We start from the raw sequence: 15,118 nt of genomic DNA, 5'->3' as shown, positions 1-15,118 counted from the left end.
CAGCTCACAGCCTAGGAGAGGCGAAGTCATAATAAAATCAATATATATTTGTTAGAAACACAAAGAGTATTGATGAATGCTTCGTGAGCTGCAGACCTTTATCGCCGTGGCCGAGGCCGGCACCTTTGCCGCTGCCGGCGAGCGCATCGGCCTGACCCAGGCCGCGGTGAGCGCCCAGATGAAGCGCCTGGAAGCGGCGCTGGGCGTTGCCCTGTTCGAGCGCCACGGACGCAGCGCGCGGCTCACTGCCCGCGGGCGCCACACCCTGCTGCAGGCCCAGGAGCTGGTCAAGCTCTATGCCAGCCTGGGCGCCGACGACGCTGGCCCGGCCACCGCGGCGCTGGTCTCCATCGGCGCGATTGCCTCGGTGCAGCGCGGCCTGCTGCCCAGCGTGCTGGCACGCTTTCATCGCCACTACCCCGGCTGCCGCACACGGGTGATGCCGGGGCTCTCGATGCAGCTGGTGGATCTGGTCGATGCCGGCGAGCTCGATATGGCGGTCAGCATCCGGCCACCGTTCTCGCTGCAGAGCGACCTGCGCTGGACGACGCTGGCGCGGGAACCCTTCCGCCTGCTGGTGCCCGCCGGCCAGGCCGGCGGCGACTGGCGCGAGTGCTTGAGCGAGCGGCCCTTCGTGCGCTACGACCGCGCCTCCTTCGGCGGCCGCCAGGTCGAGCGCTTCCTGCGCGAACGGCGCCTCGGCGTGCGTGAGGTATGCGAAGTCGACGAGCTCGAGGCCATCGTTGAGCTGGTCGCCAACCGTGTTGGCGTGGCACTGGTGCCGGAGACCGCGGCGCTACGCCACTGGCCCGCCGGGGTCCGCGCCATCGACCTGGGCAGCGATACCTTCCATCGCGACATCGGCCTGGTGCAGCGCGCCACCGGCCAGATCAGCGAGCCGGCCTGGGCGCTGGCCGAGCTGATCGAGCAGGCGGTTAGTGCAAAGGATGATTGTCGCTAGACGGTGTTGAGGTGCAGGCTCGGTGCGACACACATTACGACGACAGGAGAGCATCATGGAGCTAGGTATCAACGGCCGCTGGGCGATTGTCTGTGCCGCCAGTCAGGGGCTCGGGTTTGGCTGTGCCGCGGCGCTGGCGAGGGAGGGCGTCAATCTGGCCATCAATTCGCGCGATTCGCACAAGCTCGAGGCGGCAGCCGAGCAGCTGCGGCAGCTCAACGCCGGCATCGAGGTGCACAGCGTCGCTGGCGATATCGGCACCTCTGAGGTGCGTGCGGCGCTGCTCGATGCCTGCCCGCAGGTGGACATCCTGGTCAACAACAATGGCGGCCCACCGCCGGGAGATTTCCGCGACTGGCAGCGTGACGACTGGGTCGGTGCGGTGGACGCCAACATGATCACGCCCATCGAGCTGATCAAGGCCACGGTGGATGGCATGGCTGAGCGCGGCTTCGGGCGGGTGGTCAACATCACCTCCTCGACGGTCAAGGCGCCCATCGATATCCTCGGGCTCTCCAACGGCGCCCGCTGCGGCCTCACGGGCTTCGTCGCCGGTCTGGCCCGCCAACCCCAACTGGCCGGCAGCAATGTCACCATCAATAACCTGCTGCCCGGCGCCTTCGATACCCAGCGCCTGGCCGGCACCCTCGACAAGATCGCTGCCGCCTCCGGCGAGAGTCGCGAAGCGGTGCGCGCCCAGCGAGCCCAGGCGATTCCCGCTCAGCGCTTCGGCACTGCCGAGGAGTTCGGCAGCTACTGCGCTTTCCTGTGTAGTGCCCAGGCGAGCTATATCACTGGGCAGAACCTGCTTATCGATGGAGGTAATTATCCCGGCACTTTCTAAGAGGATGTCTACAAATTACTACGCTTGGCCATACTGCGTTGAAATCGACTTCAAAATGCTCATTTAACAGCTCGTAAACTCCGCGTTTTCAGTCGATTTCGCCTTGTCTGGCCTTCGCTCGTGACTTTTGTAAACACCCTCTAAGCTGGTGGACTCTTCAGGGCGGCGGCGTCGGCACTGCGCGCCGTCTGAAGCGCACCATTCGAGTGGCCACGGCGGTGCCGGTAAGGGTGATCGCCATGCCGATCAGGATCTGCACGCTGAGCACTTCGCCGAGCAGCAGATAGCCCCACAGCAGGGCGCTGACCGGGACCAGGAAGGTCACCGTGGAGGCAGCGGTGGCGCCGGCGCTGGAGAGCAGCCCGAAGTAGAGCAGGAAGGCCACGGTGGTGCTGAGCACCGCCAGCGCCAGGCCGTTGGCCCAGGCCAGACCGCTGATTGGCTCGCTGGGCCACAGCCACAGGCCGGGTATCAGCAGGATCAGCGCCGACATCGCCGAGCTGCCGGCGGCCAGCACCCGCACCGGCAGGTGCGAGAGGTGGGTCTTGGAGTAGTTGCCGGCGATGCCGTAGCAGAAAGTGGCACCCAGCACCGCGAGAATGAACCAGCCATCGCCGCCCAGCGCGAAATCGAGCCGATTGGCCGACAGTACATAGACCCCGACGAAGGCCAGCGCCAGCCCCAGGTACTGCTGGCGGCGCACCGGTGTGGTGAAGAACAGCGCGCCGATCAGTGCGGTGAAGATCGGTGTGGTGGCGTTGATCAGCGAGGTGAAGCCGGCCTCCAGCCGGGTGGTGGCCAGTGCCAGCAGGCAGAACGGCAACACGTGGTTGACGAAGCCGAGCAGAAATAGCTGGCGCCTATGCTGCCACACCAGGCCCAGGTAGCGCGCCCCGAGCAGCAGTGGTATCAGCAGCAGGGCGCCGATGCCCATGCGCACCAGTACCAGCGGTACCGGGCCGAACTCGGGCACCGCCACGCGCATGAAGATAAACGACAGACCCCACAACGAAGAGAGCAGCAGCAGGCGCAGGGTATCGGCGGGAGACATGTAGTGTCCTTGTGAACCGGAGACGACTCAGCTTACGACCGGTGCGGTAAGAAAGAAAGCGCGCTAACGAGTGACTGCCTCGGGGGGGCAAGGGGGCATTTGACAAGCTGAGTTTGATTGCCGACGGTAAAAGACTGTTTCTTTGCTCAATGACATCGGTAAAAGGAGTCAAAGCAATGAGCGTAAGTCGACGCAGGCTGATCGTGCGAACAACAGTGCTGAGTGCCATGATACCTATTTACGCTCAGGCGGATGTTCAGTTGCCGAGTGAGATGGGGCACCCCAATCAAAAAAGTATTGGCATGTACGTAGGCAGCGAGCTGACCGAAGATGGTACTACCTTCCTGGCAGGTTTCGGCCATGAACCTTCAAGCCACTGGCTCGAGATCATTCCACGGCAGCAGCATCCCGAGGGGGCGACTTGGCAGGTGGGTGTAACGGACCAGGCGCGAATCCCCGGCGAACTGATTGATATCCCGCAAGTACCGACGACCTATAAATATATTACCTCGAACTACTCAGAGTTTGCCGGTTTCCCACCGCCGTTGACCAATGGTGGCCTGAATGAGAAGGGCGTGGCCGCTCGCGATATCTGGTCACCGTCACGGCCTGAGTTGGTAAGCATGTCGGAGGATGCCGCGACACAGACGCCACAGACAGGACCGCAGTACAGTGATCTCGCCAAAGCGGCCATGGAGCGCGCTTCCAGCGCACGCGAGGCGGTAGAGATCATCGGTGGCCTGATCGACGAGCATGGTTTCTCGACCTACGGCGGCAACTCCCACCTGATCGCGGATGCCGAGGAAGGCTGGGTATTCATCAACTTTGCCGGTGGTCAGGGGCTATGGGCGGCCGAGCGTCTGGGAGCTGATCAAGTCCGTGTGCTGTACCCGGGCTATATTCATGACTTCCCCGCCGATCCAAGCCAGCATGACGGCTTTATGGCCTCGGACAATTTCGTGGATTTTGCCATCGAGAAAGGTTGGTGGGATGGCGAGGGCGACACTTTCAATGTCCAAGAGGTCTACGGCCAACCCTTCCCGGCTGATGACCCGGGCGATTTTTATCCCGCTTTCTATACTGACGCGCGTAACCCGCCAGCACGTGAAGTCGAGCTAGAGGAGATGGCACCGCTGACGCTCGACGACATGCTGGCTTACGTGCGCGATCCGCGCTGGTCTACCGACTTCAGTGGTTATGGCCAGGTCGCCGAACTACGCCCGCAGACTCACCCTGAATTACAAACCCTGTGGGTAGCAGTGACCAGTGCGATTACTACGCCTTTTGTGGGGATACCTATCGGTGCCGAGGAGGTGCCGCCTGAGTTCAAGCAGCATCGTTACATGACCAAGAATGCCGACTCGCATTTCCTCGACCCCGACTATGGCCCGCTGGAGGCGACACGCTACGCTACGCGCACCTTCAAGCGTCTGCTCTACCACACGTGCGAGCATCCTGAAGACTTTCTGCATCCGGTGACCGGTGAGATCGAACGCTTCGAACGTCAGTTGATCGATGACCGTGCCGGGGCTGAAACGCAGGCACTGGAGCTATTCGAATCAGGCGACGAAGCCGCGGCTCGGGAATATCTCACCGCGCGGACAGAAGAGCAGCTGCTGGCCGCACTGGCATTGGGTGAAGACCTGGTGCGCGACGTGGAACAGCGGACGCGTGATACCTATGGCATCCGCATGCCGGAAGGCGAGTCTGTCGAAGGTGAAACGTCGCCGGCCACCAGCCAGCCGATGGCACGACATGGTTGGGGGGCGATGATCCACTGCTATGCGGAGGCACTCGACGAATACCCCCGCCGGCATGGCGATTACGCCGAGACCGCGTTCGATTGATGAGGGACTCGCCGGGCGGTTGACTACGCCGCTGTTTGGCCCACGGGGCGGGAGACAGCGGCATGGTCCTAAGCTGGACGAGTAGAGGGTAAGCGATGCCTACCTACGTCGTGAGCCCGATATGCTCGTCGAGGCCGAGGTGGACATTCATGTTCTGTACCGCGGAGCCGGCCGCGCCCTTGCCCAGGTTGTCGAGGCGCGAGACCAGGCACAGCCGCTCGGCGCTGCCGAACACGAATAGCTCGACGCGGTTGGTGTCGTTGCTGCCCTGGACGTCGAAGAAGCCGCCGTCGAGGTTGGCCATGTCGTCGACGCCGTGCACGCGGACGAAGGGCTCGCCGGCATAGCGCTCGCGGTAGGTATCGAGCAGCTGCTCGGCACTGGTTCCGTCTTTCAGGTGCGAGCACTGCAGCGGCACCGTCACCGCCAGCCCCTTGAGGAAGGGGCCGACCACCGGTGAGAACACCGGCGGTTGGGCCAGCCGGCCGTGCTGCTGCATCTCCGGCAGGTGCTTGTGGGCCAGGCCCATGGCATAGGGGCGTGGTGCTTGCAGCCGGCCGTCGTGGTCGGCCTCGTAGGTGGCGATCAGCTGTTTACCGCCGCCGCTGTAGCCGGTCAGCGAGAAGGCCGAGAGCGGGTAGTCGGGCGGCAGCAGGCCGGCATCGACCAGCGGGCGCACCAGCAGGATGAAGGCGCTGGCGTGGCAGCCGATGTTGGCGATGCGCTTGCTGGCGCGGATCGCCTCGCGCTGGCCAGGGGCCAGCTCGGGCAGGCCGTAGACCCAGGTGGGGTCGGTACGGAAGGCCGTGCTGGCATCGATCAGGCAGGTGTTAGGGTTGTCGACCATCGCCGCGGCCTCGCGGGAGGCGTCGTCCGGCAGGCACAGGAAGGCCACGTCGGCGGCATTCAGCAGGCGCGCGCGTTCTGTAGGGTCCTTGCGCTTGTCGCTGTCGATGCGCAGCAGCTCGATGTCGGTGCGTGCGTTGAGATACTCGAACAGCCGCAGGCCGGTGGTGCCCTCCTGCCCGTCTACGTAGACCTTGAATGCCATGCCGTGTGATGCCTCGCTGAGAACGAATCGATAACTCGAGCCGGTATTGTGCGGATTTCGCGGCGTCTTGTCACACCCGGGCGCGTACTCTCAGGCGCACGTAGTCGGCACTCCAGTGGCCGGTATCATCGCGCAGGCTATGGGCGAGCAGCGTCATGGTGTTTTCCAGAACCGCCTCGCGCACGTCCTCGTCGAGACCGTGCAGGAAGGGGTTGGCGAAGGTTTCGAGCCAGCCGGCCATGCCGGTGGTCAGCGGCGTGGGGCGCGGGACCAGTGCGATCTCCTCGACCCGGAAGCCGGCGTTCTCCAGCAGCAGGCGGTACTCCTCGGCGGTGGGGAAGTACCAGGGGTGGCGGCCGCGGGCGCTGATGCCGCGGAACTGCAACGAGGCCAGCAGCGCGGTGCAGATGGCGGCGACGTTGCCGTGGCCACCGAACTCGGCGACGAAGCGTCCGCCGGGCTTGAGCGCGCGCTTGACCCCGGCGATCACCGCTTGGGGCTCGAGCATCCAGTGCAGCGCAGCGTTGCTGAAGACGGCATCGAACTCGTGGTCGAATGGCAGCTGGTGAGCATCGATCACCTGGGCGGTGATACGCCGCTCACGGGCCGCCTCGACCATCGCCTCGGAGGCGTCGACGCCGAGAACGTCGACGCCGAGCTTGGCCAGGCGCTCGGTGAGGGCGCCGTCGCCGCAGCCCAGGTCGAGGATGCGTTCGCCGGCCTGGGGCGCCAGCAGCTTGACCACCTCACTCCCCAGGGTGGGTACGAAGTCGGCGTGGCGGGCGTAATCGGCGGCATTCCAGTGCTGGCCCGGGGGGGTATGTGGTGGTGTGGTCATGGCCGGGTCTCGTCGGTGGGAGGAGTGGCCAATATAGCAGCATCGTCAAAAAGCTGACTACGCACAGCAGCTGTCTATCGCAGGCTCGTCCATCCCCGATATCCAACCCTGGGTTTGATCCAGGGCAATACGTGTGGCGTCGATGTATGGCTTGATGATGGTGTTTACCTCACCGAGGAGTTGCCCCATGCCCGCCATGATGAAAGCCGCCATTTTCGTCGAGCCCGGCCGCATCGAGATCGACGACAAGCCGATCCCCGAGATCGGGCCCAACGATGCCCTGATGCGCGTGACGACCACTACCATCTGCGGCACCGACGTGCATATCCTCAAGGGCGAGTATCCGGTGGAGCGCGGCCTGACCATCGGCCACGAGCCGGTGGGGGTGATCGAGAAGCTCGGCGCCAACGTCAAGGGCTACCGTGAAGGGCAGCGGGTGATCGCCGGCGCGATCTGTCCTAGCTTTACCTCCTACGCCTGCCAGGACGGCTGCAGCGCCCAGGACGGAGGCCACCACGGCCACGGCTACAAGCCGATGGGCGGCTGGCGCTTCGGCAATACCATCGACGGTTGCCAGGCCGAGTATCTGCTGGTACCCGACGCCGAGGCCAACCTCTCGCCGGTGCCCGACGGCCTGAGCGACGAGCAGGTGCTGATGTGCCCGGACATCATGTCCACCGGCTTCGCCGGCGCCGAGTCCGCCGCTATCAAGATCGGTGACACGGTGGCGGTGTTTGCCCAGGGCCCGATCGGCCTGTGTGCCACTGCCGGTGCGCGGCTGCGCGGTGCGGGCCTGATCATCGCCGTGGACGGCGTCGATGAACGCCTGGCCATGGCCAAGCAGATGGGCGCCGACGTGATCCTGGATTTCCGCAAGGTCGACGTGGTCGAGGAGATCCTCAGGCTCACCGGCGGGCGCGGCGTGGATGCCGCCATCGAGGCGCTCGGCCTGCAGCAGACCTTCGCGTCAGCGCTGCGCGTGCTCAAGCCCGGTGGCACCCTGTCGAGCCTCGGCGTTTACTCCGAGGATCTGACCATCCCGCTGGGGGCCTTCTGCGCCGGCCTCGGCGACCACAAGATCGTCACCTCGCTGTGCCCCGGCGGCAAGGAGCGCATGCGCCGGCTGATGAGCATCATCGCCGCCGGCCGCCTCGATCTCGGTCCCATGGTCACCCACCGCTACGCCCTGGAGAATATCGTCGACGCCTACGAGCTGTTCTCCCACCAGCGCGACGGCGTGCTCAAGGTGGCGATCCAGACGGGTTGAAAGCCGTAGAAGAGGGCTGCGGATAAGCAGAAATGGCCGAGCGCAGAGCGTTATGCAACTCTGCGACTCGGCTTTGGTTTATTTGCTGCTATTGATCAGGTGATCAGGTCCCGGCGTCCGGTAGTGGATATTTGGCCATCGCCGCCTCGATTTGCTCCATGCTGTTGCGATGCGCAGGACGCTGTTCCAGTACTTGCCAGTACTTCTCGAATTCCGGGCGCCGGTCGATGGTGCCGAACTGCATGCCCCAGCCGATATGGCTGCCAACGTAGACGTCCGCTGCCGAGAAGCGGTCGGCGGCGATATAGCGCCGTCCCCGAACCGCGTCGGCCAGCACGTCCACGACCGTTTCGAGTCGCCCGCAGCCTAGCTGCATCTCCTGGTCGGAGGTCATCTCCAGGTTGCAGCTCTTGAGGCCGATGGCGGCCTCGAGTGGCCCGGAGGCGAAGAATAGCCAGCGGTAGTAGTCGCCTCGCTCCGCGGGAGGCGGAGCCAGGCCGGCCTCGGGAAAGGCGTCGGCGAGATAGGCGCAGATCGCCGCTGCCTCGGTTACCACCACGTCGCCATGTCGAATCGCCGGGACTTTGCCCATTGGGTTGATGGCCAGATAGTCCGGTGCTTTCATCGACGTGCCGTATTCAAGATATTCCACTCGGTAGGGCACCCCGAGCTCTTCGAGCATCCAGTGCACGATACCGCCGCGTGAGTAAGGGTTGGTGTAGAAGGTAATAGCCGATTGCATGCTGCACTCCTGAGTGCCGTTGAGGTGAGCTACCAGCATAATCGAGGCTGCTGACAGATTTTGTCAGGAGTGTGCGGGAGAGGGGAGCGTCGCCAGCCATTCGCGTCGGAGCAGATAGCGCCGGCGTGGGTAGTGCTCCGGCAAGGGCGTGGCCGCTGCGATTCGGTCGGCGCGGAAATGTCGATAGTCATGGCGCAGCTCACACCAGGCCGCGAGGATGCGGCTCGACTCGAAAAAGGTCAGGCTCACCGGCCAAATGACCCGTGTCGACGCTCTGCCGGCTTCGTCGTGGTAGCTGATCTGCAGCTTACGCTCCTCGCGAATGGCCTGACGGAGGTCCCGCAATGGGACCGCCTGGGGTTTATCCCAGCCAGGACCAACCAGCAGGGCTTGATCTTCCAGGCGGGGATGCAGCTGGCGTGGCAGCACCGCCGAGACTTTTGCCAGCACCTCAGTGGCGGCAGCGGCCAACTCACGGTCTGCTCTACGCTCTACCCACATCAGCCCTAGCGCCAGGGCCTCCACCTCTTCGCTGGAAAACATCAGGGGGGGCAGCATGAAATCCGGCTGGAGCACATAGCCTAAACCGGGCTCACCGTCGATCTGGGCACCGATCGCCTTGAGATCGGCTATGTCGCGGTACAGGGTGCGTAGCGACACGCCCAGCGTCTCTGCTAGCACTTGGCCGCTCACCGGGCATCGATGGTGGCGCAGTAATTGCATTAGGTCGAACAGGCGCGTCGTGCGCGACATGGCGATCAGGACTCCATTTCCCTGGCGATTATGGCAGCAGCATAGCTTCTTACGCCCGCTCTGAAGAGAAATAACCGCTGCCACACTTGCGCTGTCATTGTACAATTACATACAATCAGAAATGTTTGCTGAGTTGTGACGATAACGGCAAGAAAACCACATGGTGACGTGCGCACCTTCGTTACCCTTGGCTCCAGCGTGAGTTGGATGCGCTCGATGTTCGGCGTCTTGGCCACCGGTAGCCCTATCGTCGACGACCTCGGCGATGCGCTGCAGCCGGTAGCCGGGACCTTCCTCAGCTACCGTTTCTAACTCGCATGCTCAAGGATCGAGACATGACCTATCGCAGACTCTGCTGCTGGCTGGCAGCGGCAGCCCTGGCGGCGCAGCCCGTGACGGCCGCCGCCGACGGCACCTTCACCCTCAAGGTCGAGAACGACTTCCTGGCCAGCAGTGACGACGGCCACTTTACCAGCGGCGTCGAACTCAACTGGACCTTTGCCCCCGAGGCCGAGCACTGGAGCCAGCGGGTAGCCGCGCGCTTGCCCGATACGCTGATCGGCCAGGCCGACAGGGTGGCCTACCGGCTGATCCACCAGATCTATACGCCTGACGACATCGATCAGCGTGGACTGATCGAGGACGACCGACCCTATGCCGGGCTGATGTTGGGCGGGGTGTCGTTCTACGAGGACGTGGCGCGCGGTGACTGGCGCCAGGCCACGGATCTGCATCTCGACGTGGGCATGGTGGGGCGCTCCTCCCAGGCTGAGCGCATCCAGCGCGAGGCGCACCGCTTCTCGCGCACCAATCGCCCGCGCGGCTGGGACAACCAGCTCGCCGATGAGCCGATCGTCAACGCCACGCTGCGCCGCCAGTGGTGGTACGAGTCGCCGCTGGCCGGTAAGACCCTGGCCCATGGCCCCAGCGCGGGGCTGGCGCTGGGCAACCTCTATACCTACGCCAGCGGCGGGTACGGGGTGCGCTTCGGCGATGATGCTGCGGGCATTCCCACGGTCACGCCCAATCCGGGCGGTCGCCAGGCGTTCACCCAGCGCTCGGGGTTGCGCTGGTACCTGTTCGCTAGCATCGAGGGCTACTACATGGCTCACAACCTGACCCTCGACGGCAACACCGTAAAGAGCAGCCACTCGGTGGAGCGGCGCGAATGGGTCGGCGATTTGGTAGGGGGCGCGGCGCTTGCCTGGGAGGCCTGGCAGCTGAGCTACACCGCGGTGCGGCGTAGCCACGAGTTCGAGGGCCAGACCAGCCACGACGTGTTCGGTGCCGTGACCCTGTCGCGGGATTTTTGATCGCCTGCCTCGCTGGGCTATGATGGCCGACCTTTTTGTCATGCCATGGAGCCCCGATGAGCTTTTACGTCTACCTGTCCGGCGAGATCCACACCGATTGGCGCGATGAGATCCAGCGCGGCGCCGAGGCGCTGGGCCTCGACGTGGTATTCACCTCGGCGGTGACCGACCACGCCGCCAGCGATGCCGCCGGCGACCACCTGGGTGAGGAGAGCCAGCCGTTCTGGCGCGACCACAAGTCCTCCAAGGTCAATCTGATCCGTACCAAGACCCTGATCGAACAGAGCGACCTGGTAGTGGTGCGCTTCGGCGACAAGTACAAGCAGTGGAACGCGGCCTTCGATGCCGGCTACTGCGCGGCGCTGGGCAAGCCCTACGTGACCCTGCACGGCGAAGACATCGTGCACCCGCTCAAGGAGGTCGACGCCCAGGCGATGGCCTGGGCCACCAGCACCGACCAAGTGGTCGAGATCCTGCGCTACGTGCTCAAGGCCTGAGGCCAAGACCTACCTTGCCGGGTCGATCCGCCCGCCCAGCGAGGCGTTGCGTCGGAACCAGCCGGCGATGCTGGCCCGTGGCAGGCGGGTCGGCAGTACCTCGTGGGGCACCGTCTCGGAGAGAAAGCAGGCGAAGGTGCCGGCCTCCGGGCGTACCCGGGCGACCTCTCGCTGGGAGTCCTGGCTGGCGTAGATCGCCATCTCGCCGCCGCCGTCGGCGGGCCACCCGGGGTTGAGGTAGAGCACCGTGGAGACCACCCGGTTGGCACGCCCCTGAAAGCTGTCGACGTGGGTCTTGTAGAAGCTGCCCGGCGGGTAGTGGGCGAAGTGCGCCTCGAACTCGAACAGCCCCAGATAGAGCGCCTGGTTCAGGCTCTGCTGCAGCTCGGACATGGCCGCCAGGTAGCGGCGCTGGGCCAGGCTATCGCGGTCGAGCCAGTGGATGGCGTCGCCGCGGATGTCGCGGCGCAGGTGGTGCTCGCTGCCGCGGCCGATACCGGCGGCAGCCAGGGCGTCGAGCTCGGCAAGCTGGCTGACCTCGGCGAACAGCGCCTGGCACAGCTCGGCGTCGATGAACGCCTCGCCCACGAACCAGCCCTGGGCGACCAGGGCATCGACCAGCGGCGCGAGGCGCTGCGGGTCGAAGGCGAGGCGGTTCATGGCGCCTTCACTCCGGGAAACCGTGGGCGCGGGCGCGAGCCAGCATCACGTTCTTCTTGTTGCCATAGGCGCGCAGCTGGGCCTGGGTGACATGCACGCAGTAGGCCTGCCCCTGGCGGGTAGCCATGCCGGCGAACTCCTCGCGGGCGGCCTGGTAGGCCTGTTCGGCCTGCTCCTGGGTGATCACCAGGTCGTCGTCGCCGGGGTGGTCGTCGATGATCTCCTCAAGGTTGTGTAGATAGAGGGCGCAGCGCATCAGCTGAAAGCCCTTGGCCTTGGTACGCATGAAGAACCACACCAGCAGGGCGGCAACGGCGAGGCTGATCAGGACGGCTTGGGTCATACGGCTCAATCTTGTCGATGGTGGGTGGAAGGTGGTGTGTGACGCGGCCCGCGTCGCGGCGCGCGGTGGCGCAGCGGGCCGCCCTCGGGGGCGCGGTCGAGGCTCACCGGGCAGCCGAAGCCCTCGCTGAGCAGCTCCACCAGCATCATCGCCGAGAGCCCCCAGATCACCTGCCCCTGGGCCTGATAGCTGGGCACGTAGTAGGGGCGGCCATCGACGGTGATCACGTCGGTGTGGCTGCGGCAGTCGTCGAGAAACAGCGCCAGCGGCACCTCGAAGATCGCGTCCAGCTCGTTGGGATCCGGGGTCAGCGGCAGGTCTGGCGGGATCAGCCCCACGTAGGGGGTGACCTTGAGGCCGTGCAACGAGACCACTTCGCTGAGCTGGCCAAGCAGCTCGACCTGCCCCCGTGGCAGTGCGATCTCCTCCTCGGACTCGCGCAGTGCGGTGTCGAGCAGGTCGCGGTCGTGGGGCTCGCGCTTGCCGCCGGGGAAGGCTACCTGGCCGCGATGGGTATTGAGGTGGTCAGCGCGGCGGGTGAACAGCAGCGTCGGCTCTCGCCGGTTCACGATCGGGATCAGCACCGCCGCCTCGGGCATGGCGAGTGTTAGGCGTTGAGGACGGTGTGCTTGCAGGCGCTCGCGCAGTTTCTCTAACATGGGGCATCCGCTGGGTTTCATGTGTTGTACCCAGCTCCCGCACAGGCGTCAAGGCGCTGCGTCCCAGGCGACGGCTTGCCTTTTTGCGCCACACCGCGGCTGGCCTGACCCCGCGCCACGAAGGAGAGCCATGAACTTCTGCAGCCACTGTGGCCAGACCGTCCGTTTTGCGATTCCCGAGGGCGACGACCGCCCGCGCTTCATGTGTGACGCCTGCGGCACCATCCATTATCAGAATCCACGCATCGTCGCCGGCACCCTGCCGGTGAGTGGTAGCCGGGTGCTGCTGTGCCGCCGCGCGATCTCGCCGCGCAAGGGGTTCTGGACACTGCCGGCGGGCTACATGGAGAACGCCGAGACCACTGTCGAGGCGGCCGCCCGCGAGACCCGCGAGGAGGCCTGCGCCGAGGTGATCATCCATGGCCTCTATACGCTGATCAACCTGCCGCATATCAACCAGGTCTACATGATGTTCCGCGCCGACCTCGAGGGCGGCTTCGACGCCGGCCCCGAGAGCCTCGAAGTGGCGCTGTTCGAGGAGCACGAGATCCCCTGGGACGAGCTGGCCTTCCCGACCATCGAACGCACCCTGCGCCACTTCTACCGCGACCGCCGCGACGGCCTCTACCCGCTGCATATCAGCGACGTCACCGCCGAGGACCGCGAGCGCTACTTCGGCTCGGCCTGACAGGCCGACGCGCTCAGGCCGTTGCCCGCTGTTCGGCGAGCAGACACAACAGCTCATACATCAGGGTGGCGCCGAGCAGGGCGGTATTGCCGGTGGGATCGAACGGCGGTGCTACCTCCACCACGTCGGCACCGATCAGCGGCTGGCCGCGAAAGCCGCGCACCAACTGCAGCGCCTGAAGGCTGGTCAGCCCGCCGACTTCCGGCGTGCCGGTGCCTGGCGCGAAGGCTGGGTCGACGCTGTCGATATCGAACGACAGATACACCGGGCCATCACCCACCACTCGCCGGGCCTCGGCGACCACCGACTCGATACCCAGCGCTTCGACCTCCTCCATGAACATCACCCGCATTCCCGTGGCATCCGAGTAGTCCCAACCCTGGGCGGTGTTCTGGGCGCCACGGATACCGATCTGCACGGTGCGGGTGGGATCGATGAGGCCGGCCTCGCAGGCCAGCCGGAAGGGTCCGCCGTGGTGGAATTTCGAGCCCTGGAACTCGTCCCAGGTGTCGGTGTGGGCGTCGATCTGGATCAGCCCCACCGGGGCCTCGGCGGCCAGGCCGCGCAGGATCGGGTAGGTCACCGAGTGGTCGCCGCCGGCGCTGAGCGGGAGCAGCCCGGCCTGGTGGATGGCGCGATAGTGGGCGGCAATGTCGTCGGAGACCCGTTCGAGGTCGTAGAGTGACGAGAAGCGCACGTCACCGATATCGGCGATACGCGCCTGAGCGAAGGGATCCTGGCGGGTCACGTGGTGGATGCTGCGCATCAGACTCGACTGGTTGCGGATCTCGCGCGGGCCGAGGCGGGCGCAGAGGCGGGCCAGGCTGGCGGCCATCAGCGTCTCCTCACGCGTGGACGTCGAAGTGCACCTCGACGGGGACACAGTCCTCGCCGTTGATCGGAATGATGTCCTGGGGGCAGGACGACATGGCGACGATGCAGTCCATCTCTGCGCGCAGCTCGACGTAGTCGCCGGGCTTGGAGACCGGCGGACACCAGTCGACCTTCATCTGCGTGTTGACCGGGATGTTCATCCACAGGTTGAGCGGCTGCGGCACCTCCGGGGCATCGATGCCGATCGCCTTGAGCGCCAGGCGCAGGTTGTCGGCGCAGTTGTCATGATAGCCCTCGACGCCGAGGGTCATGTAGCGAAACAGGTCGCAGGCCGCCATCAGGGTGTCGTGGATGCCCGGTGAGGTGTCGGCGGTGAGGGTCATGATCGGACGGCGGCGGTTGCTCATCAGCGGGTCGCCGACCTGGGGGATCAGCCCGCTGAGCCAGGCGCGGCCGTGCTCCCAGGACATGAATTCGTTGAGGTTGTCGCTGCTGAAGGCCCAGGTGTCACAGACCTGAGTGCCGTGGGTGTTGATGATGCGGATGGTCTGGCCCTGCTTGAGGCGCACCGCACGGCCGCCGCGCGCGGCGACCTCGTAGCGTTCGCCGAGCACCGGGGTGCCGTCGGCGGAGATCGGCGTCTCGAGGGTGTGGTTGTGGCCGCAGGGTTCGCTGTTGCTGCGCGGCAGCTGCTCGATGCGGGCGTGGTCGAAGGTTGGCTTGCTGCTCATGGTGTTCTCCTTGTGGTGATCGGTCAGCTGCTGAGCTGA

Annotated in this window: 17 protein-coding genes; 7 read left to right on the top strand and 10 right to left on the bottom strand. The window is 65.2% G+C overall.

All coding sequences use genetic code 11. The features are described 5' to 3' along the window. The first annotated feature begins 76 nt into the window (after positions 1-76). Together CK498_RS12675 and CK498_RS12670 are read left to right on the top strand one after the other, a co-directional pair. The gene (locus CK498_RS12675) at positions 77-961 is read left to right on the top strand and encodes a LysR family transcriptional regulator (protein ID WP_095621211.1); all 885 of its coding nucleotides are present in this window, start codon (positions 77-79) and stop codon (positions 959-961) included. Between the two features lie 55 nt (positions 962-1,016). Next, positions 1,017-1,805 (top strand): SDR family oxidoreductase, encoded by a 789-nt coding sequence (locus tag CK498_RS12670; RefSeq protein WP_095621210.1) that lies wholly within the window; start codon positions 1,017-1,019, stop codon positions 1,803-1,805. A gap of 157 nt (positions 1,806-1,962) precedes the next feature. Here CK498_RS12670 and CK498_RS12665 read toward each other — a convergent pair whose 3' ends face one another. Next, positions 1,963-2,856 (bottom strand): DMT family transporter, encoded by an 894-nt coding sequence (locus CK498_RS12665; RefSeq protein ID WP_095621209.1) that lies wholly within the window; start codon positions 2,854-2,856, stop codon positions 1,963-1,965. A gap of 176 nt (positions 2,857-3,032) precedes the next feature. On the opposite strand from CK498_RS12665, the gene CK498_RS12660 reads away from it, so the two are divergent. Further along, positions 3,033-4,703 carry a C69 family dipeptidase gene (locus CK498_RS12660; RefSeq protein ID WP_217987768.1) on the top strand — a complete coding sequence of 557 codons (1,671 nt, stop codon included), beginning with the start codon at positions 3,033-3,035 and terminating at the stop codon, positions 4,701-4,703. A gap of 103 nt (positions 4,704-4,806) precedes the next feature. Here the strand turns inward: CK498_RS12660 and argC are convergent, their stop codons facing one another. Further along, on the bottom strand, positions 4,807-5,754 hold the full coding sequence (argC, locus tag CK498_RS12655) for an N-acetyl-gamma-glutamyl-phosphate reductase (RefSeq protein ID WP_095621208.1): 948 nt from the start codon (positions 5,752-5,754) through the stop codon (positions 4,807-4,809). A gap of 70 nt (positions 5,755-5,824) precedes the next feature. Further along, on the bottom strand, positions 5,825-6,592 hold the full coding sequence (locus CK498_RS12650) for a class I SAM-dependent methyltransferase (protein WP_095621207.1): 768 nt from the start codon (positions 6,590-6,592) through the stop codon (positions 5,825-5,827). Between the two features lie 187 nt (positions 6,593-6,779). Here CK498_RS12650 and CK498_RS12645 point away from each other — a divergent pair, with 187 nt between their 5' ends. Then, a complete protein-coding gene (locus CK498_RS12645) occupies positions 6,780-7,859 on the top strand; it encodes an NAD(P)-dependent alcohol dehydrogenase (RefSeq protein ID WP_095621206.1) in 1,080 nt (359 codons plus the stop codon). Between the two features lie 103 nt (positions 7,860-7,962). Here CK498_RS12645 and CK498_RS12640 read toward each other — a convergent pair whose 3' ends face one another. After that, the gene (locus tag CK498_RS12640; protein WP_095621205.1) at positions 7,963-8,601 is read right to left on the bottom strand and encodes a glutathione S-transferase family protein; all 639 of its coding nucleotides are present in this window, start codon (positions 8,599-8,601) and stop codon (positions 7,963-7,965) included. 63 nt (positions 8,602-8,664) lie between these two features. Then, the gene (locus CK498_RS12635) at positions 8,665-9,354 is read right to left on the bottom strand and encodes a helix-turn-helix transcriptional regulator (RefSeq protein WP_095621204.1); all 690 of its coding nucleotides are present in this window, start codon (positions 9,352-9,354) and stop codon (positions 8,665-8,667) included. Positions 9,355-9,689: 335 nt separating this feature from the next. Here CK498_RS12635 and CK498_RS12630 point away from each other — a divergent pair, with 335 nt between their 5' ends. Beyond that, positions 9,690-10,667, top strand: coding sequence for a lipid A deacylase LpxR family protein (locus CK498_RS12630; protein ID WP_095621203.1), 978 nt, complete (start codon positions 9,690-9,692; stop codon positions 10,665-10,667). Between the two features lie 56 nt (positions 10,668-10,723). Further along, entirely contained in the window at positions 10,724-11,164 is a 441-nt protein-coding gene (locus CK498_RS12625) for a YtoQ family protein (RefSeq protein WP_095621202.1), read from the top strand. A gap of 9 nt (positions 11,165-11,173) precedes the next feature. Here the strand turns inward: CK498_RS12625 and CK498_RS12620 are convergent, their stop codons facing one another. From CK498_RS12620 to CK498_RS12610, 3 genes are read right to left on the bottom strand one after another with little or no spacing between them, the layout of a single operon-like run. Then, a complete protein-coding gene (locus CK498_RS12620; protein ID WP_095621201.1) occupies positions 11,174-11,824 on the bottom strand; it encodes a 2OG-Fe(II) oxygenase in 651 nt (216 codons plus the stop codon). 7 nt (positions 11,825-11,831) lie between these two features. Beyond that, entirely contained in the window at positions 11,832-12,167 is a 336-nt protein-coding gene (locus tag CK498_RS12615) for a hypothetical protein (RefSeq protein ID WP_095621200.1), read from the bottom strand. Positions 12,168-12,172: 5 nt separating this feature from the next. Next, complete coding sequence (locus CK498_RS12610) at positions 12,173-12,826, bottom strand: CoA pyrophosphatase (RefSeq protein ID WP_095621199.1); 654 nt, start codon at positions 12,824-12,826, stop codon at positions 12,173-12,175. 130 nt (positions 12,827-12,956) lie between these two features. Here CK498_RS12610 and CK498_RS12605 point away from each other — a divergent pair, with 130 nt between their 5' ends. Beyond that, positions 12,957-13,514, top strand: coding sequence for an NUDIX hydrolase (locus tag CK498_RS12605; protein WP_095621198.1), 558 nt, complete (start codon positions 12,957-12,959; stop codon positions 13,512-13,514). Between the two features lie 13 nt (positions 13,515-13,527). Here the strand turns inward: CK498_RS12605 and CK498_RS12600 are convergent, their stop codons facing one another. Together CK498_RS12600 and CK498_RS12595 are read right to left on the bottom strand one after the other, a co-directional pair. Beyond that, positions 13,528-14,349: an agmatinase gene (locus tag CK498_RS12600; protein WP_095621197.1), complete on the bottom strand. Its 822-nt coding sequence runs from the start codon at positions 14,347-14,349 to the stop codon at positions 13,528-13,530. Positions 14,350-14,359: 10 nt separating this feature from the next. Then, a complete protein-coding gene (locus CK498_RS12595; RefSeq protein ID WP_095621196.1) occupies positions 14,360-15,079 on the bottom strand; it encodes a DUF1989 domain-containing protein in 720 nt (239 codons plus the stop codon). Positions 15,080-15,118: the final 39 nt, after the last annotated feature.

Source organism: Halomonas salipaludis (assembly GCF_002286975.1).
Classification (GTDB): Bacteria; Pseudomonadota; Gammaproteobacteria; order Pseudomonadales; family Halomonadaceae; genus Franzmannia; species Franzmannia salipaludis.
This window is presented reverse-complemented; position numbering and strand designations above follow the sequence as displayed.